The sequence below is a fragment of the Micromonospora rubida genome (assembly GCF_009908295.1).
Lineage (GTDB): Bacteria > Actinomycetota > Actinomycetes > Mycobacteriales > Micromonosporaceae > Micromonospora > Micromonospora rubida.
On the sequence record NZ_JAAALO010000004.1, the window covers coordinates 896,785 to 922,447 of the forward strand.

Genomic DNA, 25,663 nt, shown 5'->3' on the forward strand with positions numbered 1-25,663 from the left:
GGTACGTGAACAAGCGGCCCGTGCAGGTACGGCGCTAGGGAAAGGTTCCGATGCGGATTCTGTTTACCGTGTCCAACTGGGCTGGACACTACATGTGCATGGTTCCGCTCGCATGGGCGTTCCGGGCGGCCGGGCACGAGGTCCGGGTCGCCTGCCCGCCTCAGCAGGTTTCGGGCGTCCAGGCGACTGGCCTGATGCCGGTGTCGATGCTCGACGCCGCCGACATGATGGAAAGCGCCCGGCTGGCCTACTGGGCGTTGGCGATCAACACCCCGCCGCAGAGCGGTGAGATGCCTCTGCCGCTGCATCCCTTCACCGGTGAGTCGCTCGGGTCCGTACGCGATTTCGACACCGGCACGCTGAGCGACTTCTGGAAGAAGTCCATCGCCGCGGTCCAGCGCAGCTTCGACAACGCCGTCGACTACGCCGCTTCCTGGCGCCCCGACCTGGTGGTGCATGACATCATGGCGGTCGAGGGGGCTCTGGTCGGCGTACTGAACGACATACCCAGCGTTTTCTTCGGGCCGGGCTTCATCGGCACTGTGGAAACCGAACCGGGTCTCAACATGATGGCGGGGGATCCCCTGTCCTGCTTCGAGAAGTACGGCGTGGAGTGGACTCGGCGCGACATCAGGTACGCCATTGATCCGTCGCCCGATGTGGCCATCCCGCCGATGGGCGACGCGCTGCGGATACCCATCCGATACCACCCCTACAACGGATCTCAGGACGTGGATCCCTGGCTGTTGGGTCCGGTCAAGGGCAAGCGTGTCTGCGTGGTGTGGGGAAACTCCGCGACAGGGGTGTTCGGCGAACGGCTACCAGCCCTTCGACAGGCGGTCGAGACCTCGGCTCAACTGGCCGCCGAGGTGGTACTCACGGCGGCGCTGTCCGAGGTGGACGCCCTGGGATCGCTGCCACCGAATGTCCGGGTCCTGCGCAACTGCCCACTCGAGTTGATTCTGCCCGACTGCGACCTGCTCATCCACCACGGCAGCGCGAACTGCCTGATGAACGGCATCGCCATGGGGGTGCCGCAGCTGTCACTCGCGCTGAACTTCGACGGGCATATCTACGGTAGGCGGCTGGACCCGCAGGGAGCGACCAAGACGTTGCCCGGACTACTGATCGACCGCGAGGCGATCGACAAGGCCATCGGTGAGGTGCTGTTCGACCACAGGTACCGGCGCCGGGCGGTCGAGCTGAGCGAGTCCGTCGGTGCCGCGCCGACCGCCGTGCAGGTCGCCGACCTGCTCATCACCCTGGCCCGCGAGGGTGGGCTGACCGACTCCGACGTCGCCGGGTTGGTGGCCGGGCGAGAGCCGCATCGTAAGGAAATCACCCAGAACACCGTGAGCGAGGTCTGATGAGCAACGCGCAAGGAACACCCGCCACCGGCCCCAAGCCGCCGCTGCGGAGCATGGGCGACCTCAACCTGGTGTGGGAATGGAAGACGCCGGACGAGATGCAGATCCAGCTCGCCGGCACCCAGCCCCGCGACGAGTACCTGCAGGATCGCGTCGACCGGGCGAAGTGGATGGCCGAACGGCTCCGGATCAACCCGGAGTCATCGATCTTCGAGATCGGCAGTGGCGAGGGGGTCATGGCCAACGTCCTCGCGCCTGTCGTGCGGCGGATGCTGTGCACCGACGTCAGCCGATCCTTCCTCGACAAGGCGCGGGTCACCTGCCAGGACCATGCCAACGTCGACTACCACCACATCGACAACGACTTCCTGGCCGCGTTGCCGTCGGCGGAGTTCGACGCGGGATTCTCGCTGAACGTCTTTATTCACCTCAATGTCTTCGAATTCTTCCACTACTTCCGCCAGATCGCCCGGATCCTGCGGCCCGGCGGCCACTTCGGGGTCAACTTCCTCGACATCGGCGCCTCGACCCGCAGCTTTTTCCACTTCTACGCGGAGCGATACCTAGCGGCGAACCCGTTCGAGTTCAAAGGTTTTCTCTCCTTCCACGGCATCGACGTGATCTCCTCGTTGGCCGTTGAGGCCGGCCTGACGCCGCTGCTGGACGAGTTCGTCAACGAGGACGGGGTCTGCTACCTGATCCTGCGACGCGACCAGAAGTAGGCGGTGTGAGCCACCTGCCCTCGGTATGAGCGTCCAGGTGCCCCCGGGCACCTGGACGCTCAGGCCTCCGGAACGGGCGGATCGGGCCCGCAGACGTTGGTAGACGTCGCCCGGGCCAACGGCGAGGGCGCTGGGAGGCAGGGCGAGCCCAGTGGATCTTGTGCTCGATCGACCAGTGGCCGCGGTCGCGGCCGGGACGTCAGCGGCCCACTCGGCGATCGCGGTGTACGAGCGGTAGCCGGCGCGGACTCGGCGCCGGGATGGGAGTCTTCCGTCTTCCCGGCGTCACTTCGTCCAGGCCGGCGATTCGAGAACCTCGACGATGACACAGGACAACACGACGCCGGGTGCCGTGCCCAGCATCAACATGTGGTCGCCTGGCCCGATCTCGCCCGTACGCACCAGGTGATCGAAGGACAGGATGGTGTCGCTGGCGCCGCAGTGCCCGATCTCACGACCGTATTCCCAGGTCGAACGCGACATGGGCAGGTCCCACATCGTCATCACCCGCTGCTCGACCACCTCGCGGGAGTAGTTCATGAACCCGACCCGGGCGATGTTGCCGATCCCGATTCCGGCCTCCGCCAATGCCTGGTCGACCAGCTCCACGACCTGCTGCGGCACGTCGGCCATGGCCGCGGCCGCCGGGCTGCGGGTGGCGAACTGCTGGCCGATCCGGGCGCTGAAGTCCGTGGTGCGGCCGACCGTGATGCTGGGCGGGAACAGCGGTTCGTCGCCGCGGTGCAGGGCTTCGGCGGCCGTCATCGTCCGTGAGCACACCGAACGCAGCCGAGCGAACCCCGGTTGTTTGGTCAACACGATGGCCGAGGCGGCGTCACCACCGATGAAGCCGGGTCCCATCGACCAGCGGTCGATCAGCGGCGTGCCGTAGTTGTCCGCGGCGACAAGCAGGGCGCTCGTACGTTCCGGAACGGCGGCGAGGTAGCTGGCGGCGAGTTCCATCGCACTGAACAGACCGTTGCAGCCTTGCCGGATCTCCAAGGCGAGCAGGTCGCCGCCCACCAGATGCCGTTGCAGGTACGACTGCGGCGGCCAGCCGTCCGGTCCCTGGTGCCACGTGCTGGCGTATAGCAGCAGGTCGAACTCCTTCGGTGACCCGCCCCACCGTTTGACCGCCTGCTGTGCGGCCCGGAGTGCCATCTCGGGGGGAGGCATGTCGCCCGCGACCGCAGCGCCGATGAGCTCGTGCACCTCGGCGTCCTGGGCCGAATAGTAGCCCCGCGCGACTGCCCATTCGACGCTCACCCGCGGCGGAATGAACGTCCCGACACCGCCGATGAACATGTCCGGTGTCCGCATGAATTCTTCTCCTCGCGATTCATGTTGATCACCACCATAGATCGGAGACGCCCCGACCTTCGTTCACTGGACCATGACTCTATGATGGTCGGATCGCAACTAGTCTGGAATTCCACCTAGATGTCGAACGGATCTTCGTGTGGTATTTCCCTCCGACGGAGCACGTGCGTTCGCCGGCGCCGGGCCCGGGGACGTCGCCGAGGAGACGGCGGTCGCGGCCCCAGCCGGCCCCAGCCGGTGCCGGCCGTCGTCCCGTCCAGACGAGCCTGTCGAATCCCGGCCAAACGGGGACGGGTGGCTCTCGCGAAGTTTCCGGCAGTTGTCCCCGGCCCGCCAGCCCGTGCGGACGACCGGCAGGATTGTCCCGCCGCAGTGCACGCAAGCCGGTTTCGTGGGAGGGGTTTCAGCCATGTCCAAGATCGACAAAGGGCCGCGGAGGCGTGGCGTGGAGGCCCGGCTGGAGCGGCGCAACGCCAGATTTCAGCAGTGGGAGGCGCTGCTGACCAACCGGAACACGAGGCACCGGCTGGGCGAGTTCCTGGTGCAGGGCGTACGCCCGATCAACGAGGCGATCGCGCACCACTGGCGGGTCCGGGCGCTGCTGCACGCGGGAGACCTGAGATCGCAGTGGGCGCGTGACCTGGTCAAGGGGCAGGTCGCCGACGAGGTGATCCGGCTGTCCCCGGAGCTGCTGCGCGATCTCGCGGGAAAGGACGAGGACACCACCGAGCTGATCGCCGTCGTCGCGATCCCTCCGGACGACTTCACCCGGCTCCGCGTACGCCCGAACGGCGTTCTGGTGGTGCTTGACCGTCCGATCAGTCCGGGCAACATGGGCTCGCTCCTACGCTCGGCCGATGCGCTGGGCGTTGACGGGGTGGTCGTCGCGGGCCGGGCGGCCGACCTCTACGACCCGAAGACGGTCCGGGCGAGCCGCGGTTCACTGTTCGCCGTTCCGGCGGTACGGGTCGAGACTCCGGCCGCCGTGCTGGAATGGCTGCGGACGATCGACGCGATGGCGCTGGTCGGAACGAGTGAGGATGCGGTCACCGACATCTGGGATCACGACTTCGCAGGACCGACCGCGGTCGTGGTCGGCAACGAGACGAGCGGCATGAGCAGTTTCTGGGCCAACAACTGCGACTCGGTGCTCCGGATCCCCATGGTCGGGTCGGCGAGTTCGTTGAACGCGACCGTCGCCGCGTCGATCACTCTGTACGAGATCACCCGGCAACGGGCGTGACCGTCACCTCTGGTGGAATCGCTAGTCTTCGGCGGGAACGGCCTACCGTCGGCGCCGTCAGGATATAACCGGTCGGCAGGGGAGTTTCATGAGGAGGCGCGCATGCTGACAGCCGAGCAGATCGAGAGCTTCGTCGCCGACGGCTTCGTCCGGGTGCCGAACGCTTTCTCCACCGTGCTCGCCGCCGAGTGCCGCAATCTGCTCTGGAAGCAACTCGACATGGATCCCGACGACCGCTCGACCTGGACCAGGGAGGTCGTCCGGCTCGGGTTGCGGGGCGACGACGCGTTCGTGCGAAGCGCCAACGCCCCGGCGTTGGTCGAGGCGTACGACCAGCTCGTCGGGGCGGGACGGTGGCGACCGCTGGACATGGTCGGGACGTTCCCGATTCGTTTTCCGGTGGACCGGGATCCGGAACAGGCCGAGGACTACGGCTGGCACATCGACGCCAGCTTTCTCAGCCCTGAGGGCACGGCCGCCATGAGCGGCAGTCAGGATTGGGAAGGCGAACTCCCGCTTGTGCCGCCGGACTACGACCGGATCTTCCGCAGCAACCTGGTTTCGCGTGGCCGGGCCCTGTTGGTGCTGCTCCTCTACTCCGATACCGGCGAGCGTGACGCGCCCACGCTGGTCCGGGTCGGCTCGCACCTGGACGTGCCGTCCCTGCTGGAGCCCTACGGTGCCGAGGGGACCTACCTCGCCTGCGGCAACGTGGGCGCGAACCGTCCCCACGCGATGGCCACCGGGCGGGCGGGTGACGCCTACCTCTGCCATCCGTTCCTGGTGCACACGCCAATTACCAACACCGGCACCAGCCCTCGATTCATGGCACAGCCCTCGCTGCAGCCGGAGGGCGAGTTCGACCTGGACCGCGCCGACGGGCAGTACGTCCCGGTCGAGCGGGCGATCCGGGCGGGTCTCGCCCGTGGATAGCGCCGCGAGCTCCCCGTGGCCGGCCGTGCTGCGGTTGGTGTTCGGCGGGATGGCGACGCACGTGGTCGCGCTCGCGGTCCGGCTGCGGCTGCCCGATGCGATCGGCGGCGGGGAACGGGACGCGGCCGGTGTCGCCGCCGAGTACGGCTTCCAGGAGGGCCCGATGCTGCGACTGCTGCGTGCGCTCGCCGCGCTCGACCTGCTTGCCGAACCCCGCCCCGGCCGGTTCACTGTCACTCCCGTGGGCGCACTGTTGCGCAGCGACCAGCCGGGATCGATGTACCCGCTGGCCCGGATGCTGACCGACCCGACGATGACGAGCGCGTGGCAGAACCTCGAGTTCAGCCTGCGCACTGGTGGCCCGGCCTTCGACGAGGCGTTCGGGATCGACTTCTTCGGCTATCTGGCGTCCCATCCAGAGCTGTCCGAGCTGTACAACGCCGCGATGAGTCAGGGCACCCGGGGAGTCGCCAGGGTGCTCGCCGGTGCGTACGACTTCGGCCGTTTCCAGACGGTCGTTGATGTCGGCGGTGGCGACGGAACGTCGCTCGTCGAGATCCTGGCCGAGCACCCCCGGCTGCGCGGGGTGCTGTACGACAGCCCGTCCGGTGTCGTCGCGGCCGAGCAGAACCTGGAAGCGGCAGGTCTGACGACACGCTGCCGGGTCGAAACCGGAGACTTCTTCTCCGAGGTTCCGCGCGATGGCGACCTGTACCTGCTCAAGAGCGTGATCCACGGCTGGGACGACGAGCATGCCGCGGTGATCCTGCGCAACTGTGCCCGCGCCGCCACGGAACAGGGACGCATCCTGCTTGTCGACCACCTGTTGCCGGACACCGTGCTGCCCGGGCAGAACTCCACCGCCTACCTCACCGATCTGGGCCTGCTCGTCAACGGTCAGGGAATGGAGCGGACGAGGGACGACTTCGCCGGCCTCTGCGCCAAGGCGGGTCTGCGGATCGCCGGGGTCGGGTCGCTGCCCGCCACGGGCTTCCACTGGATCGAGATCCGTCCCGAATGACCGTCGGCGAACCGGTCGTCGTCGTCGACAGGACACTGCCGCCGGTCCGCGGAGGTCGACCTGCCCTGGGCCGATTCGACGCGGGCATGGACGAACTGGTGTCAGTCGGTCGTCAACCAGCCGGAGATCGGCGCCCGCTGCGACGGCTCGGAGCGGGCGGGCCCCGCCGGCCGGGTAGCCACGAGTCAGCCAGGAGGTACGGGTGAGCGACAGCCGCGTCATTGTATTCGGAGGCACCGGCTTTCTGGGGCGCCAGGTCGCGAAGGACCTCGTGGCCGCGGGGCACGATGTGCTCGTCGTGGCGAGAAACGCGCCCAAGGCCACGACCGGGTACCGGTTCCGGGCGATCGACGTCTCGGGGGTACGGGCCGGGGAACTGGCTGCGATGCTGGCCGCCGAGCGCCCGGCGACGGTCGTCAACGCCACGGGTGGCAAGTGGGGTCTGACCGGACGTGGCCTCGAGGCGAGTTGCGTCGGGGCGACCCAAGCCATCCTGACGGCGCTGGCGATGACCTCGTTGGTGCCACGATTCGTGCACCTCGGATCGGTGCTGGAGTGTGGGCTCGCCTCACCGGACGCGCCGGAGGCCGCCCAGCGGTCGTCCCGACCCGCCAGCGAGTACGACCGGTTCAAGCTCGCCGCGACCGAGGCCGTGCTGGCGGCCGCGGCGGCGGGGACCGTGGACCCGGTGGTGCTGCGGTTGGCCAACGTCACCGGCCCGGGTGTGCCACCGGCCAGTCTGCTCGGCCTGGTAGCCGGCAGTCTGGTTGACGCGGCACTCCGTGGCGGGCACGCGAACATCGAACTGACCGCGCTGGAGGCCCGCCGCGACTACGTGGACGTGCGCGATGTCTCCGATGCGATCCAGGCCGCGATCCGGGTGCCCGGCACGACCGTACCCATCGCCATCGGTCGGGGCGAGTCGGTGTCCGTGCGCACGCTGGTCACCATGCTCATCGACATCAGCCAGGTGCCGGCCACCGTGATCGAACTGCCGGCCCCGGCCCCGGCCTCGGCCGCAGGCACCGAGGACTGGACCCGGGTCGACCTGCGGCCGGCACGTGACCTGCTCGGCTGGACGCCGCGGCGGACGCTGTCCGAGGCGATCGGATCGCTCTGGCGCCACGCGCTGGAAGGCCACCCGGTCGGAAACCGGTGACCGACACCTTCGGCCATCGTCAATGGTTCACCAGCAAGCCGCCCCGCCGGCTCGGCCGACGGGGCGATCTTCGTTGCGCGTCGTGGATGACGACGTCGTGCCCATGGAACCGCCGCTGACGCGGTTTCACCGCTCCGCCGACGGTGCCGACAGCACCTACCCGCCGGGTTCTCAGTCCTGCGCCGCGATGGTGTGCGGCAGCGGCTGCACCTGGACGATCGGCGGATCACATTCGTCCCACGGTCGGGTCAACATGGCCACGAAGGACAACGATGTGATCGAGTACACCGCGTGCATCACGCCGATGGGCGTGCGGGTACACGTTCCCCGGGCGACGTGGATGAACTCCTCCGGGCAGTCGGGGTCGTCGGGATCGTCCTTGGTCACCAGCACCCCCTCCCCGTCGACGAACAGCAGATACTCCACGAAGTGCGGATGATAGTGCAGCCCACGGACCTTGCCGGGGTGCATGGTGATGAGGTTGAACTCCAGAAGCGGCTCTGGTGGCACCCAGGTGAAGATGCCGCCCCGGCCGTCCCGGATGGTGTCCAGGTTGCAGCTCGGCTGCAGGACCTCGATCTTCACAACGAACTCCGATCGTCAATGGTCACGGAAGGACATCACGGGTACTCGGTGCCGGCCGCCGGCCGACTGGCATGTGCGTCGCTGCCATCTGGCGTCGTCTCGCCGTCCCAGGTGACCCGGATGTCACGTCCAGGTCCGACCGGCGAGCACATCGTGGTAGATCGTCTCGAATTCCTTGGCCACCACGACGTAGTCCCACTGCTTCAGCGCCGCTGCCCGGACCGAATCCGGATCGGGCAGCGCCGCCACGACGCTCCGGGCCTGTTCGGCGGTGAACGCCGAGCCCTCGGGCACGACCGTTCCGACTGCGGGCACGATCTCGGCCAGGCATCCGTTCGGTGTACCGATGACGGGCGTTCCGCACGCTGCGGCCTCCGACACCACGGTCGATCCGGGTTCACACCACACCACGCCCCACGGCCCCATAGTGCTCTGCGACAGGACCACCATCGCGGTCGCGCGGGAGATCAGGTCGAGCCGCCGCTCACCCCCCACCTCGCCGACAAGGTCGACACTGTCCCCGAAGTCGCGCATGATCCTGGCCAGGTAGTCCTCTTCCCAGGACGGGCCCGCCACGACGAGGCGACGCCCGGCGGCGCTGGCGAAGGCCGCCGCCTCGTAGGTGCCTTTCCATTCCGAGATCCGACCGAGGTAGAGCAGATAGTCGTCCTTGTCGGCCTGGAACGGGTAGCGCGCCTGATTCACCGAGATGCGGACGACCGGCGCGACGTCGTTCTCCGCCTGGGCCCGTTGGGCGTACGAGGCGTACACACAGTTGCGTGGATACTTCGGCTTACCGGTCAGGTGGTGGGTGGACAGATACGCCATGCCCCGGGGAAGCCTGTCGGGATCGATTTGCCCGCAGGAGAAGTCGTGAACTATGTCGATCACGGACGCTTCAGGGCTGTTCAGCCAGGCGTGCATGTCCTCGATCTCACCGGCGTCCACCACGGTGACCGCCGGTGAGACCGGTGTCGTGCCCGGCGCACCGAGCAGGAACACATCGTGGCCGAGTTCGAGCAGTCCGTCCATGTGGTTCGCCACGATCCAGTGGATACCGGCATAGCCCTGCGGCGGGACCGTGATCCAGTGGCTCGGGTCCGTCGGTACCCGCAGTGCCATCGTCACCAACACGACGCGCATGAGTCCTCACTCCTCCGCTACCCGCTGCGGTGTTGGCAGATCGCGCATCGGGTCGTTCCGCGGCCGCCACGCGGCGTTGGCCTGTTCGGTGTTGCGCCCCTTCTCGACGAACGCGAGATTGTGGTAGAGATGCAGCCCGGTCACGGTCAGGTCCGGATACGTCGGCTGGTACGAACCGTCATGGATGCGGTCGCGGTGGTGCAACCCGTCGACGAGCGTCTTGAGGAAGCCGACCGATGTGGCGGGGTCGGCCAGGTCGGTGCCGTTTCCACCCCACTCCGGCCAGTACGAGGTGTGCAGGTCCTCGATCACGTACACGCCGCCGGGGCGCACATGGGGAAAGAGCGCCTCGAACGCGGTGATGACGTGGCTGCTGACATGGCTGCCGTCATCGATCACGATGTCGAAGGGGCCGTACCGCCGCGCGAGGTCGGCGAGCATCGCCGGGTCGGCCTGGTCGCCACGGAGCGTGGTGAGCCGTGGCTCGTCCAGCAGTGACTTGTCGTACACGTCGAGCCCGTAAACGCTGCCGCGATGGAAGTAGTTTTTCCACATGCGCAACGAGGCACCACCGGCATCCGGCTCGTGGTAGCCGCCGATGCCGATCTCCAGCAGGTTCACCCGGTGGTCACGAAACCCGCCCAGATGCCGCTCGTAGTGGGAGGTGTACCAGTGCCCACCCCACTTGTCCGAGCCGAACCGCAGTGCCAGCGCGGCCAGGTCGCCGCGGTACGGCTCGCACGCGCGAAGAGTCTGGTAAGCCGCACGGGTCGCCTCTTCCCGCCGCACCAGCCACGGGTCGTTAGGCTTGTACTCCACCGGGCCGGGCTCGTCCTTCATCACCACGTCCCGGCCGGTGCCGGTCCACGGGCCGGCCGGCCCGAACACGTCCCGCACCAGCGCCGCCAGGTCGTACCGGATACGCACCCACGGATCGTCGGTCCGGCCCGGCCGCGCCTGGCCCCCGTCCGGACCGGCCGCCAAGAGGTAGGAGATCTGTCGAGCACCAGCGACGTCCACGTCGAACTGTACGGTCAGCGGTGTTGCCGGGCCCGGGTGGAGGACGGTCCGGCCGGCCACCTCCGCGATGGCCATGGCCACGACTGATTCCGGATCCTCGGCCGCGAGGTGCGCACCGGGGTCGGGAGCGTCCGCCATGGCGAGCAGACGCTGGATGAGCGAGCCTGTCACGACCCCACCCGCGTGTCGGTCCTCGACGCCTGAACGACCCGCAAGCTGGGCAGCGGGAAGATCAGCTTGCATCCGGCCGCCAGCATGGCCGCTTCGCGCGCGACGATCTCGTCGTAGAAGTGCCACGGCAGAACCAGGTAGTAGTCCGGGCGCCGGGCCCGCGAGTCGGCCTCGCTGATGATCTCGATGTCCGTACCGAGCGTCCGCGCGCCGACCTTGTCCGGGTTACGCTCGGCGGCGTACGGGATCAGCGTGCGGTCGATCCCGCAGTACTGCAGGAGTGTGTTGCCCTTGGTGGAGGCGCCGTAGACGTGCACGGTGCTTCCGTTGTCGCGCAGACCATGCAACATCTTGACGAGCTCGTCGCGGTGCGCTCGCACGTTGTCGGCGAACCGCTCGTACGGCCCGCTCTGGTCCAGTCCCAGCTCGCGCTCCTGCGCGGCGAGCTCGGCCACCGACCCGTCGGCGTGGTCGGCTCCCTCGGTGGACCGGGTGACGAAGCAGCAGATCGAGCCGCCGTTCATCCCGTTGACGCTTGCCCGCCTGATCTCGAGCCCGGCCTGACGCAGGATGAAGGTCAGGGTGTACAGCGAGTAGTACGACAGGTGTTCGTGGCAGATGCTGTCGTACCCGGTGGTCGTCAGCATCTCGCGCAGGTAGGCGACTTCGACCACCCAGACACCACCGGGAGCGAGCATCCGCTCCACCGCGCGGGCGAACGCCACCGGGTCTTCGACGTCGTAGAACATCGCGATCGACGTGACGACGTCGAACGCCCCGGCGTACTCGTCCAGCGCCGTGCTGGGGAAGAAGTCCCGGATCAGGGTGATTCCTTCGGGCGCGTCATCCGTCGCGTTCGACGGGTCGATTCCCCACAGCTCGGCCCCGCGCAGGTTCTCCAGCAGGGTGCCGTCGTTGCAACCGATGTCCAGGGCCCGCCGGAGTGGTCGGCCGAGTGTCGCGACCGCGGATTCGGCGATCCACTTGAGGTGCGTCCGCATGGTGTCGTTGATGCGCGAGCGGTACCAGTAGGTGTCGTACAGCAGACCCGGGGGCAGGGTGTGCCGTAGCTGTACGAGGCCGCAGTCGCCGACGCAGCGGGTGAGTTCGAGCGGGAACTGGACCGCAGGCGGTTCGGGCGCCCCGGGCTTGACGAAGGATCCCTGCAGATACTGGTCGCCGATGTCGACGATCATACGGAGCGTGCCGCCGCAGGCACGGCAGTCCGTCCGCGCATTCACCTGTCGTACCACGCTCTCGTCGTACGCTGATGCGGTCCGACTCACGTAGCGGTCTCCTTCGCGTGGGGTTTTCGGGCGACGAGCAAAAGGTCCAGATAGAACGGTGCGTCCGGGCCCTCCCGTATCCCGAGATCGCCGAACGCGCGATCCAGATACGTGTCCAGGGAACTGGGTAGCAGGTGGTCCACCAACCACAGCGACCGCAGCACCAACCCGACCGGGCCGATCGCGGGCCAGCCGTTCTCCCGTCCGTACCACCGCAGCAGGAGCAGCAGCCCACGCGGGCCACAGGTCAGCTTCATCACCCGGTCGATGGTGAACCCGGCCCGCTCGGCCTGCCGGGCCAGACCGTCCGCCGTCCACCGCCAGAGGTCCTGACCGCCGTGTTCCTCCCACACGCCGTGGGTGGACAACACCAGCCGACCCCCGGGCCGCAACAGCCGGAACGCCTCACGCAGATAGGCGTCCGCGTCGGTCACGTGTTCGAGAACCTGGGTGGACAGCACGCCGTCGAACGTCGCGTCGGGCGCCGGACAGCGCCCGTCGTGGTCGAGCGCGTAGTCGGCCGGGTAGGACTCGCCGCCGGGAATGTCGGCCGTCTTCAGTTCAGCCGCGGTGAAAAAGTTCCGGTACGGCGATGTGCCCGCGCCGTAGTCGAGCCAATTGCCGGAAGCGTCGCCCAGCACCTCGGCGAGTGCGTCGCGCAGATCGATGAAATGCGCGTAGGCCCAGTCGCCCCGGCGCGGATCCGTCCGTTCGCGGAAACGTTCGGCCATCACCTCGTCGAGAGTCGGCTCCGCGTGATGCTTCGAGATGCCCCCGAGCAAGGCGTTCAGCCCTGGGAGCCGGCCCGGCAGGCTAATCACCGCTGGAGCTCCTGCCCGCGGTGGACCGGCGGTGTCCGGTCGGACAGGAGAGGCGCAGCGCTCAAGGTGAGCGGGACCGACCTCGCGGCAGCGGCGTCGTGCCGATGGGTAATCCGGATGCACTCGACCCGCTCGGCCGGGTGCCGCACCACCATGGTCATAGGCTGAGCCTGCCCCTTCGGATTGCGGCGAAATCGAGGACTTCCGCGCTGTCAGCGTCGGCGGGTTTGCCTTTCGGCCGAGAATGTCAAGCCCCAGCCACGTCCGCGGCTCGCGGTTTGACCCCGGGCCCGCCAAAGGCGCGGACATTCACCTTGGGCTCGCCTGATCCGACCCTATCGAGCCGCGCCTGACAACTGACTAGTGTTTTCCCCACAATCTCGGTTTCGCCATGACACTGGCCGAGGAACGCGGGTGTCGGCGCCGCCGGACACCGCGAAGAATAGGAAACTGACTAGAGTTCGACGAACTCGGTCCGACATTCCGCTGATGGGCTCGATCAGCGGGCTGTTCTCATGCCAGACTCACCCCGCCGCCTCGAAAGGCCGTCATGGCAGGTGGGCCGCGTGCATCGACCGCGTTCGCCGCGACGGGTGTCGTGCCGACTCAGGAGGAGGCGGCCGCTGATCGGCCGGACGGTGTCACCTGAGGTGATTACTACGACGTCCGGTGAGTCTTTCCAGATCCGGCACGCGTCCCCTGCCCCGTCACATTGACAAGGTGCCCAGCCATGTTCAACCGACGACAGTTACTCGCCCTCGGAACCGCCACCGCCAGCGGTGTGGCGGCCCGCTTGCTGTTCAAGGGTTCACCGGCCGCCGAGGCAGCGCCGGTGAACCCGCACGCGGATCACCTGCTGCCGGCAGCCAGCGAGGTCGGCGCGACCTCGGTGACGGTCACCCCGTTCACCGAGCGGATGCCGGTTCCACGGCAACTGAGGCCGATCTCTCAGGCCGGTGGCGTCGACGCCTATGAAATCCCGATCCAACCGACGCAGGTCCAGATCCTGCCGGGCCTGTCCACCCCGGCCTACACCTACGGCGGCACGTTCGTCGGCCCGACCATCCAAGCGCGGACCAATCGCCCGGTCCGGATCACCTACACCAACGGGCTGGACAGCCCCACGAACGTACACCTGCACGGCGGCCGCGTGCCGGCCAGCAGTGACGGGCACCCGATGGACATGATCTCGCCGGGCGGCTCACGAGTCTACGAATACCCGAACGTCCAACGCGGCGCCACGCTGTGGTACCACGACCACACCCATGCCTACGAGGCCGACCACGTCTATCGCGGCTTGCACGGCTTCTACCTCATCGAGGATCCCGCTGAGAGGCACCTGCGCCTGCCCAAGGGGCGCTACGACGTGCCGATCATGTTGCGCAACGCACAGTTCGACGAATCCGGCGCGTTCGTCTTCGGCAGCCCCGACAACCGTACGACGATCCTGGCCAACGGCAAGGTCCAGCCGTACTTCGAGGTGGCTCCCCGCCGCTACCGGTTCCGGCTGCTCAATGCGGCCCTCAAGCACGTCTTCCGGCTCAACCTCGGCGGCCAGACGATGGTCCGAATCGCCTCGGACAGCGGCCTGCTTCCCGCTCCCACCACCCACACCGAGCTGGCGGTTTCCTCCGGTGAACGGGTCGAGATCGTGATCGACTTCGCCGAACACCGCGGGAACGGCCCGGTCTACCTGTTCGATGGCGACAGCCCGATTCTGCGATTCGACGTGGCGTCCGCCAAGGTCAACGACAACAGTTGCGTGCCTGACCGCCTGCGCGAGTTGCCGCCGCTGGGTACGCCAACGGTGGAGCGGACCGTGGAACTGCGGTTCGACATGTCCGGCCGGCCGCCGACGGCCCTCATCGACGGCAAGGTGTTCGACCCCAACCGGGTCGACATCCAGGTCAAGCGAGGCACCACGGAAGTCTGGAACGTCGTCAACGGCGACACCGATCCGTTCCCCTTCGACCATCCCTTCCATCTGCACCTGGTGCATTTCCGGGTGCTCGGCCGCAACGGCGGGCCGCCGGCTCCGGAGGACACCGGCCTCAAGGACACGGTGTACGTGTCGCCCAAGGGTTCCGTCCGCTTCCAGGTCACCTTCGACGCGCCCTTCGTCGGCCGGTACATGTACCACTGCCATTACCCCGAGCACTCGTACCTCGGGATGATGGCCCAGATGGAGGTCGTGCCCTGACGGCTCAGCCGGACAGCGTCACCATCGCCGGATGGGCGCCGAACAGGCTGACCACCCGTACGTCGTCGACGCCCAGTCCGGCGGCGTCGACTGCCGCGGCCAGCTCTTCGAATTCGTGCAGCAGCAACACGGCCAGGCCGCCGGCCGCAAGTACCCGGCGAATCTCCCGGAAGAGCCGCGCCGGGTCATCCGCGAGAGCGCCGCGGGCCAGCACCTGACGGTCCCACGGTGGATTGCTCACCACGCGGTCCACCGCGCCGGCACCCAGTGGCAGGCGCCCGGCGTCACCGACCGCCCAGGTGACGCCGGGCGTCGCACCGGCCGAATCACGGCGGACCCCGTCGAGTGACCCCGCGTTGGCCGCGGCCGCGCGAACCGCGGCCGGGTCGTGGTCCAGGCCGAGCAGGACGGCTCCCGGACTCAGTCCGCCGGACTCGAGCAGGATGGTGCCCGTGCCGCAGCACGGGTCGACCACCCGCATCCCGGCGCGGATCCCGGCCTGCAACGCCAGCGCGGCGGCCAACGGCGGGTGCAGCGTGCCCGGTGTGGAGGATGTCTTGTAGGACCGCCGGTGCAGCGGCCGGTCGGCGATCCGTACCGCCAGGGCCGCTTGTGTGCCCTCGACGGTGACCCGCAGCGAGAGGCTGCCCTCCGGCGGCGCCTCGCCGTTGCGGCGGGAGTGGTAGCGCAGGCCCAACCGGGCTGCCGCGGTGCCACCAACGGCGTCCTCGACGTCGTACCGGTTGTAGTTGCGGCGGCCGAGGAAAGACGCCGCCACATCGAGTGTCGCGGCCCGGGTGGAGTAGCCGTAGGTCTTCCGTACCTCAAGCAGTTGCCGCAGTGGGGCGTCGCGCGCCAAGCGTGTGAACGCGGCCAGGGCCGCCTTCGTGTGGTCGGCGTCCTCGGCCACGCTCGCGAGCAGGAACAGATCGTCGACGGTACGCAGGTCGAGCAGGTTCGGCTCCGGACGGCTCGCGCGGAACCACACCTCACGGTGCCGCCGGTGCTCGACCCGGCAGCCGCGCCCGGCCACCTCGCGGGCCGTGATCTCCTCCAGGCCGCGCAGGGTCCGCGCCAAGAACCGCACCGTCACCATTCTCTCCCTCGGGCCTGCGTCGTCGCGTGCCCGAACGTACCAGCGCGATTCCTCATGGCGGCCGACGACTGCCGCACCCACCGGCACCGCCTGGATCTGATTCGATGCCGCGGGCAGATGACGGCCCTGGCGATGCGCGCTGCACGGGGCAGCATGGCGGTCCCGGGCATCGCCGCAAGCCTCAGATCACCATCGGGCGCGTGGTCAACTGCGCCTGGTTGTTCTCCCGCAGAACCTCCTCGGCACTCTGCTCGATCCGGCGCATCGCCCACCGCAGCATCGGCGGCGCCATGACGGACGTGAGGACGGCGACGAGCACCACGATCGTGTAGGTGGCGGTATTGAGGATGCCCAGGCGCAACCCGACCATCGCGATGACGATCTCCACGACGCCCCGTGAGTTGAGTCCCGCCCCGAGGGCGATCGCCTCCCAATGGCTCTGGCGCGTCAGCCGGCCTGCCAGGTACGCGCCACAGAACTTGCCCAGAACGGCGAGTGCCAGGATCACCAGACCGGCCACGAGCACCACCGGGTCGGCGAGGGCGCGCAGGTCGACCCGGAGCCCGGCGCTGGCCAGGAAGAGCGGCGCCAGCACGGAGAGCACCACGGTACGCAACGGTGCCAACCGGGCCGGCTCGACGCCTCCGGGCAGCCCGAGCAGGACTCCCGCCACCAACGCGCCGAAGATCGCCTCGAGGCCGAGCGCATGTCCGGCCGCCGAGAACAGCAGGACGGTGATGACCGCGATGGCGACGGCCGGTTCCACGTCGCGCTGGGCGTTCGCCCACCGCATCGCACGCCTGACCACCGGGCGGCCGATCAGCACCGCCGCGGCGATGAACATGACGAGGTGAAGCAGCGAGGCCAGCACGTTCCCCACGGTGAGGGCGCTGACCGCCATGGATGAGATCACCGACAGCATGAACCAGGCCAACGCGTCGTCCAGGGACGCTGCGGCGAGGATGAGCTGACCGACATCACGGTGCATCAGCCGCATGTCGGTGAGCGTTTTGGCGATCACCGGCACGGCGCTGACGGCCATCGCCACCCCGAGGAAGAGAGCGAACATCACGCGCTGGTCCGTCGCCGGCAACAGTGCCACGGGTACCAGCAGGCCGGTGGCCACGCCCAACCCAAGGGGCAGCAGGAGGCCACCCATGGTCACCGTGGCAACCGTGCCGGCGCGGCGCCGGATCAGTCGCAGGTCGACGTGCAGCCCGGCCACGGCGACCAGCAGCACGACGCTGAACTGCCCGAGCGCGTCCAGCAGGTGCATCTGCGACGGCTCACTGGGCAGTAGCCAATGCCCGACGGACGGCGCCAACTGGCCCAGCAGCGACGGCCCGAGCAGTATCCCGGTCAGCAACTCGCCGACGACCGCCGGCAGGCCGAAGCGCTGCGCCAACCGGCCCAGAATGACGGCCAGCAGCAACAGGACCCCGGCTTCGAGAAGGAACAGGAGTAACTGATGCGAAGCCAGGGGAGCCACGGGTGCGGCGCTCGTGATCATCAACTCTCCATCGTGCGGGATCGGTGAACGGGCCCTTCATCGTGCGACTTCCACCGAACCGATCAGTGCATTCGTCGCGGCTCGGACACCGGGCGACGAATCTCGGTCGGTACTGGCGGAAAGCCTAGCGGCGGAAATAGGTGCGTGGACTAGTGGTTTCCATGGCATCAGCGAGCCCGCGGCCCGCAGTGAACACTAGGGAATTCCCTTACGAAGGGCATGCGAGCATATGCCAGATGAGTACAGACGATCGCTCGGTCTGCGGCCGGGCCCACCGCCCCGCATACCGATTCGTCTGGCGGTGCACGATCCCGGTCCCGAGTCGTACACCCCCGTGACTTCAGGCCGGGGAACCGAGCGAGAACGATGGTCCGTAACCGGAACCGGAACCGGAACCGGAACCGGAACCGGAACCGCGCAAGCGGTGGTTCCGTGAGCTCCTCGGCAAACCGCGAATGCGGGGAAATGCCGGCGGCTCCGCGGGCCACCCGCCACCGACCCGCTGAGCCCTCCGCCGTGGCCGCAGCCGATACCAATGCGCGAAGGACCGTTATGGACCATCCACGAAGTCTGTACCTTGATCTCCTCGAGAGGGTCGTCACGAACCTCATCTACGAGGACCCGCCGGTGCCGAACCGGTGGTTGCTCGAGCGGGAGTTCAAGGCGACCAACCGGGAGAACGGCAAGGACTGGCCGAGCATGGCGCACACCATGGTCGGGCTGAAGCGCATCAGGAACATCCGCGCCCTGTTGGAGCAGGTCATCGCGGACGGCGTTCCCGGTGACTTCATCGAGACGGGCGTGTGGCGCGGGGGCGTGTGCATCATGGCCCGTGGAGTGTTCAAGGCCTACGGGATCCAAGACCGGACGGTGTGGGTGGCGGATTCGTTCGAAGGAATCCCGGACACCGGGGCCGACGGTCACCCGATGGACCAGGCCCTGGGGCTGCACCACTGCAACGACGTGCTGGGCATCCCGATGGAGGTTGTGCAGGCCAACTTCGCCCGTTACGGGCTCCTGGATGACCAGGTGCGGTTCCTACCGGGGTGGTTCTCGGACACGCTGCCGCACGCGCCCATCAGCCAGCTCGCCGTGCTGCGACTCGACGGTGATCTTTACGAGTCGACCAGGGACGCCCTGACCAACCTGTATGCGAAACTCAGCCCGGGCGGATACGTCGTGATCGACGACTACGTCATTCCGGCCTGCCGCAAAGCGGTCCAGGAGTTCCGCGCGGCCCAAGGAGTCACCGAACCGCTGCAGGTGATCGACGAGTACAGCGTCTACTGGCGGCGGGCGGCCTGAGGTCGGGTTGCCCGCGGGCCGCTACAGGAACGGCCATATGGTAACGGGCAAGTCGCCAGCTATCCTCCGCGAGTCCAGCCGGTTGTCATCCTGTCGCCGGCTGACTCGGGGAGCCAGTGCCTCTCCGGGTCGGCTCCCAGGGCCCGGCGAAGTCGTGAGGGGGACTGATCTACGCGTTGTGTCTGGTTGGAGGTCTTCCGGCGGGTTCGTTGTTGATCGTGACTGGTCGATGTTACGGGATGTGAGTCTTGGTCGTGGCTGTCGGGCGGTAGCGGCGTTAGCCCGGGCATGGGTGTTCGAAAGCGGTATCCCAGTGACGTCGGGGGACCATCATGGCCAGGATCGCGGCAGGTCCGACCGAACCAGGGGCAGACCTGCGGTCCAGGGTTCTCCGGTTGCGGTGCCGTCGATGGGGTATGCCGGCGCGCACATCATCGATCTTCGATGATGTGCGCGGTGTGTGCTCTCCAGCGGAAGCCAACAAGAGTCAACCCGTGCGAACGCGGGTCAACGCGGCGACCGACGGTCGCAAACCGGGGTGCGTGTGCTTGAGCGGTGCTCCTGGGCTGCGAGAACACGGGTGCGGGGAACGTGGGTGAACCGGGGCGACTCCCTGCCACCCCAGGCGAACCCGCAGGTCGCTAGACTGGGCCCTCGCGCCCCCGTAGCTCAGGGGATAGAGCATCGGTTTCCTAAACCGTGTGTCGCAGGTTCGAATCCTGCCGGGGGCACCTCGAAGATCAGCAAAAACGCTACCTGAACAGCGGATACGCTGCCACGTCGATGGGTTGCACTGTGCAGGGGTGTGCCACCCTGAGCCGCCGTTTGTCGCCGTCCACGGACTATTCACGGATTGATCTTGGCGACGTTTGCCCAGGTCACATCGGCTGCTCCGACCAAGATCCGGACTGGTGAGGCTGCCGCCGAGACTACGCACCCGAGCCGCCCAACGCGTCCTCGATCCGCTGGTTCACCGTCGCCTCCTGGCCGTCGATGCACTTGGCGTACACCTTCAGCAGCACGTCGACGGAGTGCCCGGCGCGGGCGGCGACGTCGGTTGCCGGAACACCGGAGTTGAGCCACAGCGACACCGCCGCGTGCCGCAGGTCGTACGGGCGCCCGGCGAGCGGGGACGCCACCTGCACCGGAGTCAGCGCCAGCTCCCGCGCCGCCTTCCACACCCGCGAGTACGTCGACGCCGCCACCACGTTGCCCTTCCCGCTACGGAACAGCCGATCGTCATCGGCGACGCCGAACCGGTCGACGTGCCGCCGCAGCGTGCCCACCAGCTCCGGCGGGATCGGCACCACCCGGGACTCTGCCGCCGCCCGGTGCTTCAACCCGCGCCGGTCGTGGACCTCGCCGCTGTCGGTCCACCGCTTGCCCGCCTGGGGCCGGTTGTCGACCAGCGTCAGCCGGCCCCACCCGGTCGCCGGAAGGTGGCAGTCCTGCTCGCGCAGCGCCAGCGCCTCACTCGGTCGCATCGCCGCGAAGTACAGACACGCGAAGAACGCGACCAGGCGCTCACCGCGGCCGACCCGACCCCGCTCGCCGACGTACGACACGGCGGTCAGCAGTTCCCGCGCCTGACGGCCGTTGACCACCACCCGCCGGTCGACCGACTCGGCGATCTTCGCCCGCTGCACCCGTACGCGGATCTTGTCGACCGGGTTGAACTCCAACGCCTCCAGCTCGACGGCGTACTGAAGCACGTTGTAGAACACCGACCGCTTCCGCCGCACCGTCGTCGGCGCCGCCGGCAGCCCGTCGAGCCGCAACGCCAGCACGTCCAAGGCTGCCCGTACCGCCGCCGCCTCACCGACCTCGGACACCGGCAGCGACGCCCGCCGCAACCAGCGCAGCGCCGGAGCGAGTTCCGCCGGCACCTCCTCGTCACGTGCGCCCGGCGGTAGGAGGTGAACGCGCAGGAGCCGCCGCAACTCGTCCGCCGCCGGCCGTCCCGCCAGCTCCCGCACCAGCGCCGGCGTCACCGTCGTCAAGGCGTCGACCATGCTTTCCCGTGACTTCGCCGCCGCGCCCGGCCACTTCATGTCGATGTACGACTGCATGAACTCCAGCCACGACACCGCCCCCCTGCTCTGCGCCATCGAGTCAGGCAGACCGGTTGCGGTGTCGAACGCCTCGCCCCGGTTGATCGCCTGCATCAGGTCCGACCGGTGGTTGTCCGCCAGCGCCCGGGTGGCGAAGTTCCGCGACTTCTCCCGCCCGCCGACGATCCAGCGCACGGTGTACGTCTTCTTCTTGCCGGCACCCTTGTTGACGCGGATGTCCCAGACCCGTACCTCGCGCGACTTCACGCCGCCTCCCGGTGCTGTTGCAGCCACGACCGCAGGTCCCGCCGTTCGATGCGCAGCTCACCGTTGGGCAGCTTGATGCACTCCGGGGCGATGCCCAGCTCACGCCACCGGTAGAAGGTCCGCCGCGACACGCCGTTGAGCACGATGAGGACTTCCGGAACGGTCAGCAGGTCACTTTCCATGAGGGGGTTTTTCCTTTGCATGGTCAAGCAGCGGGGGAGAGGGGAGCAGCGGTTGCCGGCGCGGCGGCGGCTGTTCGTATCCGTGCGGTGTCGAGGTCAGCGCGCCAGCGGATGCGGGCGGAGATCGATCGCAGGAGGCGGTGTTCCAGGGGTGGCACGTCGGGGTCTTCGGGTCGGGCGAGTTCGAACCTGTATCGCTTTGGCCCGTCTGCCTCGTCGGCGGCCTGGTCGTGCTCGTCGGTGTCGGCCATCCCGCCGGCGAGGATCGCGCGCACCCATGACCGGTTGTCTGCGCGGTGGTCGGCGAGGGTCTTGCCGGACCACTGCCGGGAGACCAGCACGCGGCGGCCGGTGAAGCCGAGGGTGGAGCGTTGGTGGACCTTCCCGGTGCACCGGCCGGGGGTCAAGCCGGCCTTGACGCCGTCGGGCTGGACGCCGTAGAGCAGCCAGTTGGCGCACGTCGGCGAGCACGGCAGGATCGACAGTTCGGCGTGCAGCCGGTCGAAGTGCGCCTTCTGCGCGTCCGAGCGCGGCTTGGCCTGGTCGGTCAGGTCCTTCGTGACGTACTTCGTCACGTACCGGATCGACCGTTCCGCGTCCTTGGTGCCGTGGTCGATGCCGCGGGCGTCGATGCGGCCCAGGCGGGCGACGTAGGCGGGGCGACTGTCGGGTCCTTCCAGGGCGTCGAGGGCTTCACCCCAGGTGGGCAGCGGCTCCCGGGTCTTGGGGTCGACGTAGGCCTGTCGGTCGACGTCCCACATCGGTGGCTTGTCGACCGGGTAGACCAGCTCGTCGAAGCGCGGCCACCACACCTGGTGGTAGGTGGCCGCCGCGATCTGCTTGAGCAGCCGACGCGGAAGCGTGCCCCGGATGGCGAAGTGCGCGTGCGGGGCGAGCCGGCGTTGCAGCTCGACGGCTCCCGCGTACTGGACGTTCCAGCCGGCGGCGCGGCGCACGTTCTGCCACCACCGGTCCAGCACCCGGGCGAAGTGGATCGAGTCCAGGGCCGCCCGCCGGTAGTCGTAGCTGCCCGGGTCGACCGGAGTGCTGAGGACGTCGTCGTACGGGCCGTGCCGTTGCCCGCACTCGCAGGGGGCGACGTAGGCGCCGCGCCGGAAGTGGGAGTGCACCGGCCCGTGTGAGCCGAGCGTCAGCGTGATGAGCATTGAGGGCCGGTAGGTCTTGCCGGTCTTGCCGGAGTAGGCGCGGCCGACGGTGCGCGGGTCGACGGGCAGCCGGGGCAGGTCGGGGGAGTCCTGCCGCCGCCTGGTCGACCGCTTGCGTCGGGGCCGCTCGTCGCGGTCCTTCGGGGTCAGGTGTCCCCGCAGGCTCGTTTCGCCGAGTGCCTCGTCCAGCTCGGCTATCGCGGCGTCGACGTCGGCGATTTGCTCGGCCCGCTCCTCGGGTGTCATGGGCTGGTAGTTCAGCGCTTCCCGCTCGAATTCCAGGTGTGCGCGGACGCGGACGAGGACGTCTTCGCCGGGTTCGTCGGGGCGGACGGTGGGTTCGTCGGCGAGGTGCCAGCCTTCGCGGATCTGTTGGATGCGCAGCCGCCGGCCCCGCTCGGCGCAGGGCTTGCACTTCGCCGCGAGGGTCGCCCCGCAGGGCACCTCCACCACCTCGGTCAGGCCGGTGACGGTGTCGGTGCGCCGCAGGGCCAGAGGCCGCACGCAGACACCGTTTTCTTCGGCGAGTTGCTTGAGCGCGTCCTTGGCCAAGGGCTTGCGCATCCGGTCCGCCCGCGACCCCGGCCGAGGCTGCTCAACGGGAGCCGTGGGGACGAGTTCGAGTTGACTCATCGGGCACGCTCCCCGCCGAAGACGCTGCCGTTGCGGGGCGTGAAGGCCGCCGCAGGGACGGGCACCAGTCCCGGGCGTCGTTCCACCGGCATCACGGGCACCGGGCGGGTTGCCGGGCGAAGCTGCGGCTCGTCGACGGGCACGGCCTGGCCCTCATCGACGACGGGCACGGCCTGGCCCTCGTCGACGACGGCCGCCGCCTGGTCCTCGTTGACGACGTCGAAGGGCGACCGGTCGTCGGCCGGGTCGTAGCCGGGAGGTACCGCAGACCAGGTCCCGGTGTCGGTCGGCTTGTCGACGGGCAGCGCCGCCGGGGTGGGGGTGGCGGAGAAGATGAGCTTGGACAGGCCGAGGAATGCCAGCGCGGGGACGGCGGACAGCAGCCACCCGGACATGCTCGGCGTGGCCACCGCCAGTTGCGCCGACAGGGAGAGGGCGACGGCGCAGACGAGCAGGAACAGCGGGTACCCGACGGGCCCGCCGGTGCGGCGCCGCCGGCGGATCGTCAACAGAGCGGCGAGGGGCAGCAGTTCGGATATCGCGGCGTTGGCCCAGCCGAACCAGTCCCCCGTACCGGCCGGAGAGTTGGCCATGGTCCAGTCGTGGACGTGGGTGAACGACGCCGCTCCGGCGAGCCCGCCGACGGTCAGGACGATGAGCACCAGGACCACGCCCTCCACCCGGTCTGCGTTGGTCTTCACCGGGTCACCCCCTGTCCGTCATCGGTGTCGGTGTCGTCGCCGAGTTGGCGGTAGTCGCGGCCGAGTTCGCGGATGTCGTCGTCGGTGAGGTAGGCGAAGCGGACGCGGACGGGTTCGCGGACGCCGTCGAGGACGACGAACCCGACGCCGGGGGCGGACTCGGGGATGCGGTCGCACAGCGCGCCCCGGTCGCGGGCGGAGTCGCCGAGGACCATGTCCACCTGCTCTGGCTCGGTCAGCCGCAGCCCGATCCGGGTCGGGAACAGGTCCCGGAACGGCAGCACGTCCTTGCGCGGGTCCTGGAGCGCGGCGACCACGTGCACCCCGACCGCCCGGCCCTGCGACAGCAGCAGCCCGAGGGCTTCCTTGATCCGGTCGCGGACCTTCCGGTCAGTGATGTACGCCGTCAGCGCCGCCAGTTCGTCGACCACCAGCACGATCAGCGGGTCGTCGACCGTGGGCACGTGCTGACGGGAGACCCCACGCAGGCGGGCCGCCCGCAGGCGCATGCGCTTGACGGCCTCTTCCAGGGCGCCGGCCATGCCGTCGGGGTCGTCGTAGGAGAACCGGGCGAACAGTGGCACCCCGGCGGCCAGCTCCATGCCGCCCTTCGGGTCGAACGCCCACACCTCCACCAGCCCCGACTGGATACCGCCGGCGAGGGAGCGGATCAGCGACCACAACACCGAGCCCTTGCCCGACCCGGTCGCCCCGGCGATCAGCACGTGTGAGCCGGTCAGCCGCAGTTGGTAGGGCTGCCCGTCCTCACGTACCCCGAGCGGGAGCCCGTCGAAGTCCGGCACCTCATCCACCGGCAGCGGGGCCACCGTGCCGGCCAGGGGGTCGCGGCGAAGGAACCGGATCACCACCCGATCCGGCCGGTTGGTGGACCGGGCCTGGCCGGTGCGCAGGCGGAAGGCGTACGCGAGGCGTTCCGCGGCCTGCCCCCAGTCATCCGGAATCTGCCCCGGCAGCATGCGTACGGTCAGCTCGTCGCCGTACCGGTCGCAGCGCACCCGCAAGAGCTGCGGCACGTACCGGTCACCGGCGAACGCCGTAGCCAGCCCACACGTCGCCATCACCGCCGCCCACCGACGCCGATACACCAGCAGGGCGCGGACCCGGCCGACCAGCGGGTACCAGCCGAAGCGCAGCCACGACGACGGATGCCACCGCCACCAGCCCGCGCAGCCGCTGGCGACGGCCAGGACGACGCCGGCCAGGACCCGGCCCCCGTACTCGGCGCGGATCCAGAGGGCGAGCGCGGTCGGGGCGGTCAGCCACCAGTACCGGGTGGCGAGGACGGTGAGGCGGAGCAGGCCCCGGGCCAGCCACCAGAACACCAGCAGCCAGCCCGGAACCCGCCACGCCGGTAGGCGCATGTTCATCGGCGCCACCGGGATCTTGTCCCCGGGGATGATGTTGATCAGAGGCACAGGTCACCGCCCCGATCCGGACGCGCCAACGTCGACACGCACGAGCGGCAGGACATCCGTTGCAGGTCGAACCGGCGCGGTTTGACCCACCGGAAGCAGTGCGGACACAGGATCGCGCACACCCGCGCCGACGCCGGCGGCAGCCGCAGCGCCGACCGCATCGCGGCCTCCACCTCGCGGTAAGCGTGGCGTAGGCCGACCAGGCGGGTACGGGACATCAGGACCACCGCCCCGACGAGCAGTGGCCTTGCGAGGGGGTGGGGGTGGGGGGAACTACGGTGGGCATCACGCCCTCCTTCATCGAGGTGAGGGGTGGGGAGAGCGC

General features: G+C 68.8%; 22 protein-coding genes and 1 tRNA gene. 9 read left to right on the forward strand and 14 right to left on the reverse strand.

Going from position 1 to position 25,663, the window contains the following annotated elements; translation table 11 throughout:
- The first annotated feature begins 50 nt into the window (after nt 1-50).
- The gene (locus tag GVV04_RS18685; RefSeq protein ID WP_161689281.1) at nt 51-1,367 is read left to right on the forward strand and encodes a nucleotide disphospho-sugar-binding domain-containing protein; all 1,317 of its coding nucleotides are present in this window, start codon (nt 51-53) and stop codon (nt 1,365-1,367) included.
- Complete coding sequence (locus tag GVV04_RS18690) at nt 1,367-2,089, forward strand: class I SAM-dependent DNA methyltransferase (protein ID WP_161689282.1); 723 nt, start codon at nt 1,367-1,369, stop codon at nt 2,087-2,089. Before GVV04_RS18685 ends, GVV04_RS18690 begins: the two co-directional genes overlap by 1 nt.
- 285 nt (nt 2,090-2,374) lie before the next feature.
- On the opposite strand, the gene GVV04_RS18695 is transcribed toward GVV04_RS18690, so the two are convergent.
- Complete coding sequence (locus GVV04_RS18695; protein WP_235966261.1) at nt 2,375-3,394, reverse strand: ketoacyl-ACP synthase III family protein; 1,020 nt, start codon at nt 3,392-3,394, stop codon at nt 2,375-2,377.
- 424 nt (nt 3,395-3,818) lie between these two features.
- On the opposite strand from GVV04_RS18695, the gene GVV04_RS18700 reads away from it, so the two are divergent.
- The 4 genes from GVV04_RS18700 (at nt 3,819) to GVV04_RS18715 (ending at nt 7,765) form a co-directional block, all read left to right on the forward strand.
- The gene (locus GVV04_RS18700) at nt 3,819-4,652 is read left to right on the forward strand and encodes a TrmH family RNA methyltransferase (RefSeq protein WP_161689284.1); all 834 of its coding nucleotides are present in this window, start codon (nt 3,819-3,821) and stop codon (nt 4,650-4,652) included.
- Nucleotides 4,653-4,754: 102 nt separating this feature from the next.
- Nucleotides 4,755-5,585: a phytanoyl-CoA dioxygenase family protein gene (locus tag GVV04_RS18705; protein ID WP_161689285.1), complete on the forward strand. Its 831-nt coding sequence runs from the start codon at nt 4,755-4,757 to the stop codon at nt 5,583-5,585.
- Nucleotides 5,578-6,606 carry a methyltransferase gene (locus tag GVV04_RS18710; RefSeq protein ID WP_201753601.1) on the forward strand — a complete coding sequence of 343 codons (1,029 nt, stop codon included), beginning with the start codon at nt 5,578-5,580 and terminating at the stop codon, nt 6,604-6,606. The genes GVV04_RS18705 and GVV04_RS18710 overlap by 8 nt, the downstream gene beginning before the upstream one ends.
- Before the next feature lie 202 nt (nt 6,607-6,808).
- Nucleotides 6,809-7,765: an NAD-dependent epimerase/dehydratase family protein gene (locus tag GVV04_RS18715; protein ID WP_161689286.1), complete on the forward strand. Its 957-nt coding sequence runs from the start codon at nt 6,809-6,811 to the stop codon at nt 7,763-7,765.
- A gap of 171 nt (nt 7,766-7,936) precedes the next feature.
- Here the strand turns inward: GVV04_RS18715 and GVV04_RS18720 are convergent, their stop codons facing one another.
- From GVV04_RS18720 to GVV04_RS18740, 5 genes are all read right to left on the reverse strand, one after another.
- Complete coding sequence (locus GVV04_RS18720) at nt 7,937-8,350, reverse strand: cupin domain-containing protein (RefSeq protein ID WP_161689287.1); 414 nt, start codon at nt 8,348-8,350, stop codon at nt 7,937-7,939.
- Between the two features lie 123 nt (nt 8,351-8,473).
- A complete protein-coding gene (locus GVV04_RS18725) occupies nt 8,474-9,382 on the reverse strand; it encodes a glycosyltransferase (protein WP_235966263.1) in 909 nt (302 codons plus the stop codon).
- Nucleotides 9,383-9,499: 117 nt separating this feature from the next.
- Nucleotides 9,500-10,756, reverse strand: coding sequence for a class I SAM-dependent methyltransferase (locus tag GVV04_RS18730; RefSeq protein WP_161689289.1), 1,257 nt, complete (start codon nt 10,754-10,756; stop codon nt 9,500-9,502).
- Nucleotides 10,681-11,970, reverse strand: a complete 1,290-nt coding sequence (locus GVV04_RS18735) for a class I SAM-dependent methyltransferase (protein ID WP_161689290.1) — start codon at nt 11,968-11,970, stop codon at nt 10,681-10,683. Before GVV04_RS18735 ends, GVV04_RS18730 begins: the two co-directional genes overlap by 76 nt.
- Entirely contained in the window at nt 11,967-12,791 is an 825-nt protein-coding gene (locus GVV04_RS18740) for a class I SAM-dependent methyltransferase (protein WP_161689291.1), read from the reverse strand. Before GVV04_RS18740 ends, GVV04_RS18735 begins: the two co-directional genes overlap by 4 nt.
- A gap of 730 nt (nt 12,792-13,521) precedes the next feature.
- Here GVV04_RS18740 and GVV04_RS18745 point away from each other — a divergent pair.
- Nucleotides 13,522-14,991 carry a multicopper oxidase family protein gene (locus GVV04_RS18745; RefSeq protein WP_161689292.1) on the forward strand — a complete coding sequence of 490 codons (1,470 nt, stop codon included), beginning with the start codon at nt 13,522-13,524 and terminating at the stop codon, nt 14,989-14,991.
- 4 nt (nt 14,992-14,995) lie between these two features.
- Here the strand turns inward: GVV04_RS18745 and GVV04_RS18750 are convergent, their stop codons facing one another.
- Nucleotides 14,996-16,084, reverse strand: a complete 1,089-nt coding sequence (locus tag GVV04_RS18750; protein ID WP_161689293.1) for a methyltransferase domain-containing protein — start codon at nt 16,082-16,084, stop codon at nt 14,996-14,998.
- Nucleotides 16,085-16,268: 184 nt separating this feature from the next.
- A complete protein-coding gene (locus tag GVV04_RS18755) occupies nt 16,269-17,597 on the reverse strand; it encodes a cation:proton antiporter (RefSeq protein ID WP_201753604.1) in 1,329 nt (442 codons plus the stop codon).
- A 516-nt stretch (nt 17,598-18,113) separates the two neighbouring features.
- On the opposite strand from GVV04_RS18755, the gene GVV04_RS18760 reads away from it, so the two are divergent.
- On the forward strand, nt 18,114-18,902 hold the full coding sequence (locus GVV04_RS18760) for a TylF/MycF family methyltransferase (RefSeq protein WP_201753605.1): 789 nt from the start codon (nt 18,114-18,116) through the stop codon (nt 18,900-18,902).
- A gap of 658 nt (nt 18,903-19,560) precedes the next feature.
- Nucleotides 19,561-19,633, forward strand: a tRNA-Arg gene (locus GVV04_RS18765).
- A 198-nt stretch (nt 19,634-19,831) separates the two neighbouring features.
- On the opposite strand, the gene GVV04_RS32250 is transcribed toward GVV04_RS18765, so the two are convergent.
- The 6 genes from GVV04_RS32250 to GVV04_RS18795 are packed head-to-tail and all read right to left on the reverse strand — an operon-like array spanning nt 19,832 to nt 25,556.
- Nucleotides 19,832-21,220, reverse strand: coding sequence for a tyrosine-type recombinase/integrase (locus GVV04_RS32250; protein ID WP_161689294.1), 1,389 nt, complete (start codon nt 21,218-21,220; stop codon nt 19,832-19,834).
- Nucleotides 21,217-21,402, reverse strand: coding sequence for a helix-turn-helix transcriptional regulator (locus tag GVV04_RS18775; protein ID WP_161689295.1), 186 nt, complete (start codon nt 21,400-21,402; stop codon nt 21,217-21,219). Before GVV04_RS18775 ends, GVV04_RS32250 begins: the two co-directional genes overlap by 4 nt.
- Nucleotides 21,403-21,425: 23 nt before the next feature.
- Entirely contained in the window at nt 21,426-23,201 is a 1,776-nt protein-coding gene (locus GVV04_RS18780; RefSeq protein ID WP_161689296.1) for a replication initiator, read from the reverse strand.
- The gene (locus GVV04_RS18785) at nt 23,198-23,902 is read right to left on the reverse strand and encodes a DUF2637 domain-containing protein (protein ID WP_161689297.1); all 705 of its coding nucleotides are present in this window, start codon (nt 23,900-23,902) and stop codon (nt 23,198-23,200) included. The genes GVV04_RS18780 and GVV04_RS18785 overlap by 4 nt, the downstream gene beginning before the upstream one ends.
- On the reverse strand, nt 23,899-25,338 hold the full coding sequence (locus tag GVV04_RS18790; protein ID WP_161689298.1) for an FtsK/SpoIIIE domain-containing protein: 1,440 nt from the start codon (nt 25,336-25,338) through the stop codon (nt 23,899-23,901). Before GVV04_RS18790 ends, GVV04_RS18785 begins: the two co-directional genes overlap by 4 nt.
- Nucleotides 25,329-25,556: a hypothetical protein gene (locus tag GVV04_RS18795; protein ID WP_235966267.1), complete on the reverse strand. Its 228-nt coding sequence runs from the start codon at nt 25,554-25,556 to the stop codon at nt 25,329-25,331. The genes GVV04_RS18790 and GVV04_RS18795 overlap by 10 nt, the downstream gene beginning before the upstream one ends.
- Between the last annotated feature and the right edge of the window lie 107 nt (nt 25,557-25,663).

Bases quoted from the DNA above. Each gene is read 5' to 3' on its own strand.
- GVV04_RS18685 (WP_161689281.1), top strand. From the start codon at position 51: ATGCGGATTCTGTTTACCGTGTCCAACTGGGCTGGACACTACATGTGC.
- GVV04_RS18690 (WP_161689282.1), top strand. From the start codon at position 1,367: ATGAGCAACGCGCAAGGAACACCCGCCACCGGCCCCAAGCCGCCGCTG.
- GVV04_RS18695 (WP_235966261.1), bottom strand. From the start codon at position 3,394: ATGTTCATCGGCGGTGTCGGGACGTTCATTCCGCCGCGGGTGAGCGTC.
- GVV04_RS18700 (WP_161689284.1), top strand. From the start codon at position 3,819: ATGTCCAAGATCGACAAAGGGCCGCGGAGGCGTGGCGTGGAGGCCCGG.
- GVV04_RS18705 (WP_161689285.1), top strand. From the start codon at position 4,755: ATGCTGACAGCCGAGCAGATCGAGAGCTTCGTCGCCGACGGCTTCGTC.
- GVV04_RS18725 (WP_235966263.1), bottom strand. From the start codon at position 9,382: ATGGACGGACTGCTCGAACTCGGCCACGATGTGTTCCTGCTCGGTGCG.
- GVV04_RS18730 (WP_161689289.1), bottom strand. From the start codon at position 10,756: ATGCAAGCTGATCTTCCCGCTGCCCAGCTTGCGGGTCGTTCAGGCGTC.
- GVV04_RS18745 (WP_161689292.1), top strand. From the start codon at position 13,522: ATGTTCAACCGACGACAGTTACTCGCCCTCGGAACCGCCACCGCCAGC.
- GVV04_RS18755 (WP_201753604.1), bottom strand. From the start codon at position 17,597: ATGATCACGAGCGCCGCACCCGTGGCTCCCCTGGCTTCGCATCAGTTA.
- GVV04_RS18775 (WP_161689295.1), bottom strand. From the start codon at position 21,402: ATGGAAAGTGACCTGCTGACCGTTCCGGAAGTCCTCATCGTGCTCAAC.
- GVV04_RS18780 (WP_161689296.1), bottom strand. From the start codon at position 23,201: ATGAGTCAACTCGAACTCGTCCCCACGGCTCCCGTTGAGCAGCCTCGG.
- GVV04_RS18795 (WP_235966267.1), bottom strand. From the start codon at position 25,556: ATGTCCCGTACCCGCCTGGTCGGCCTACGCCACGCTTACCGCGAGGTG.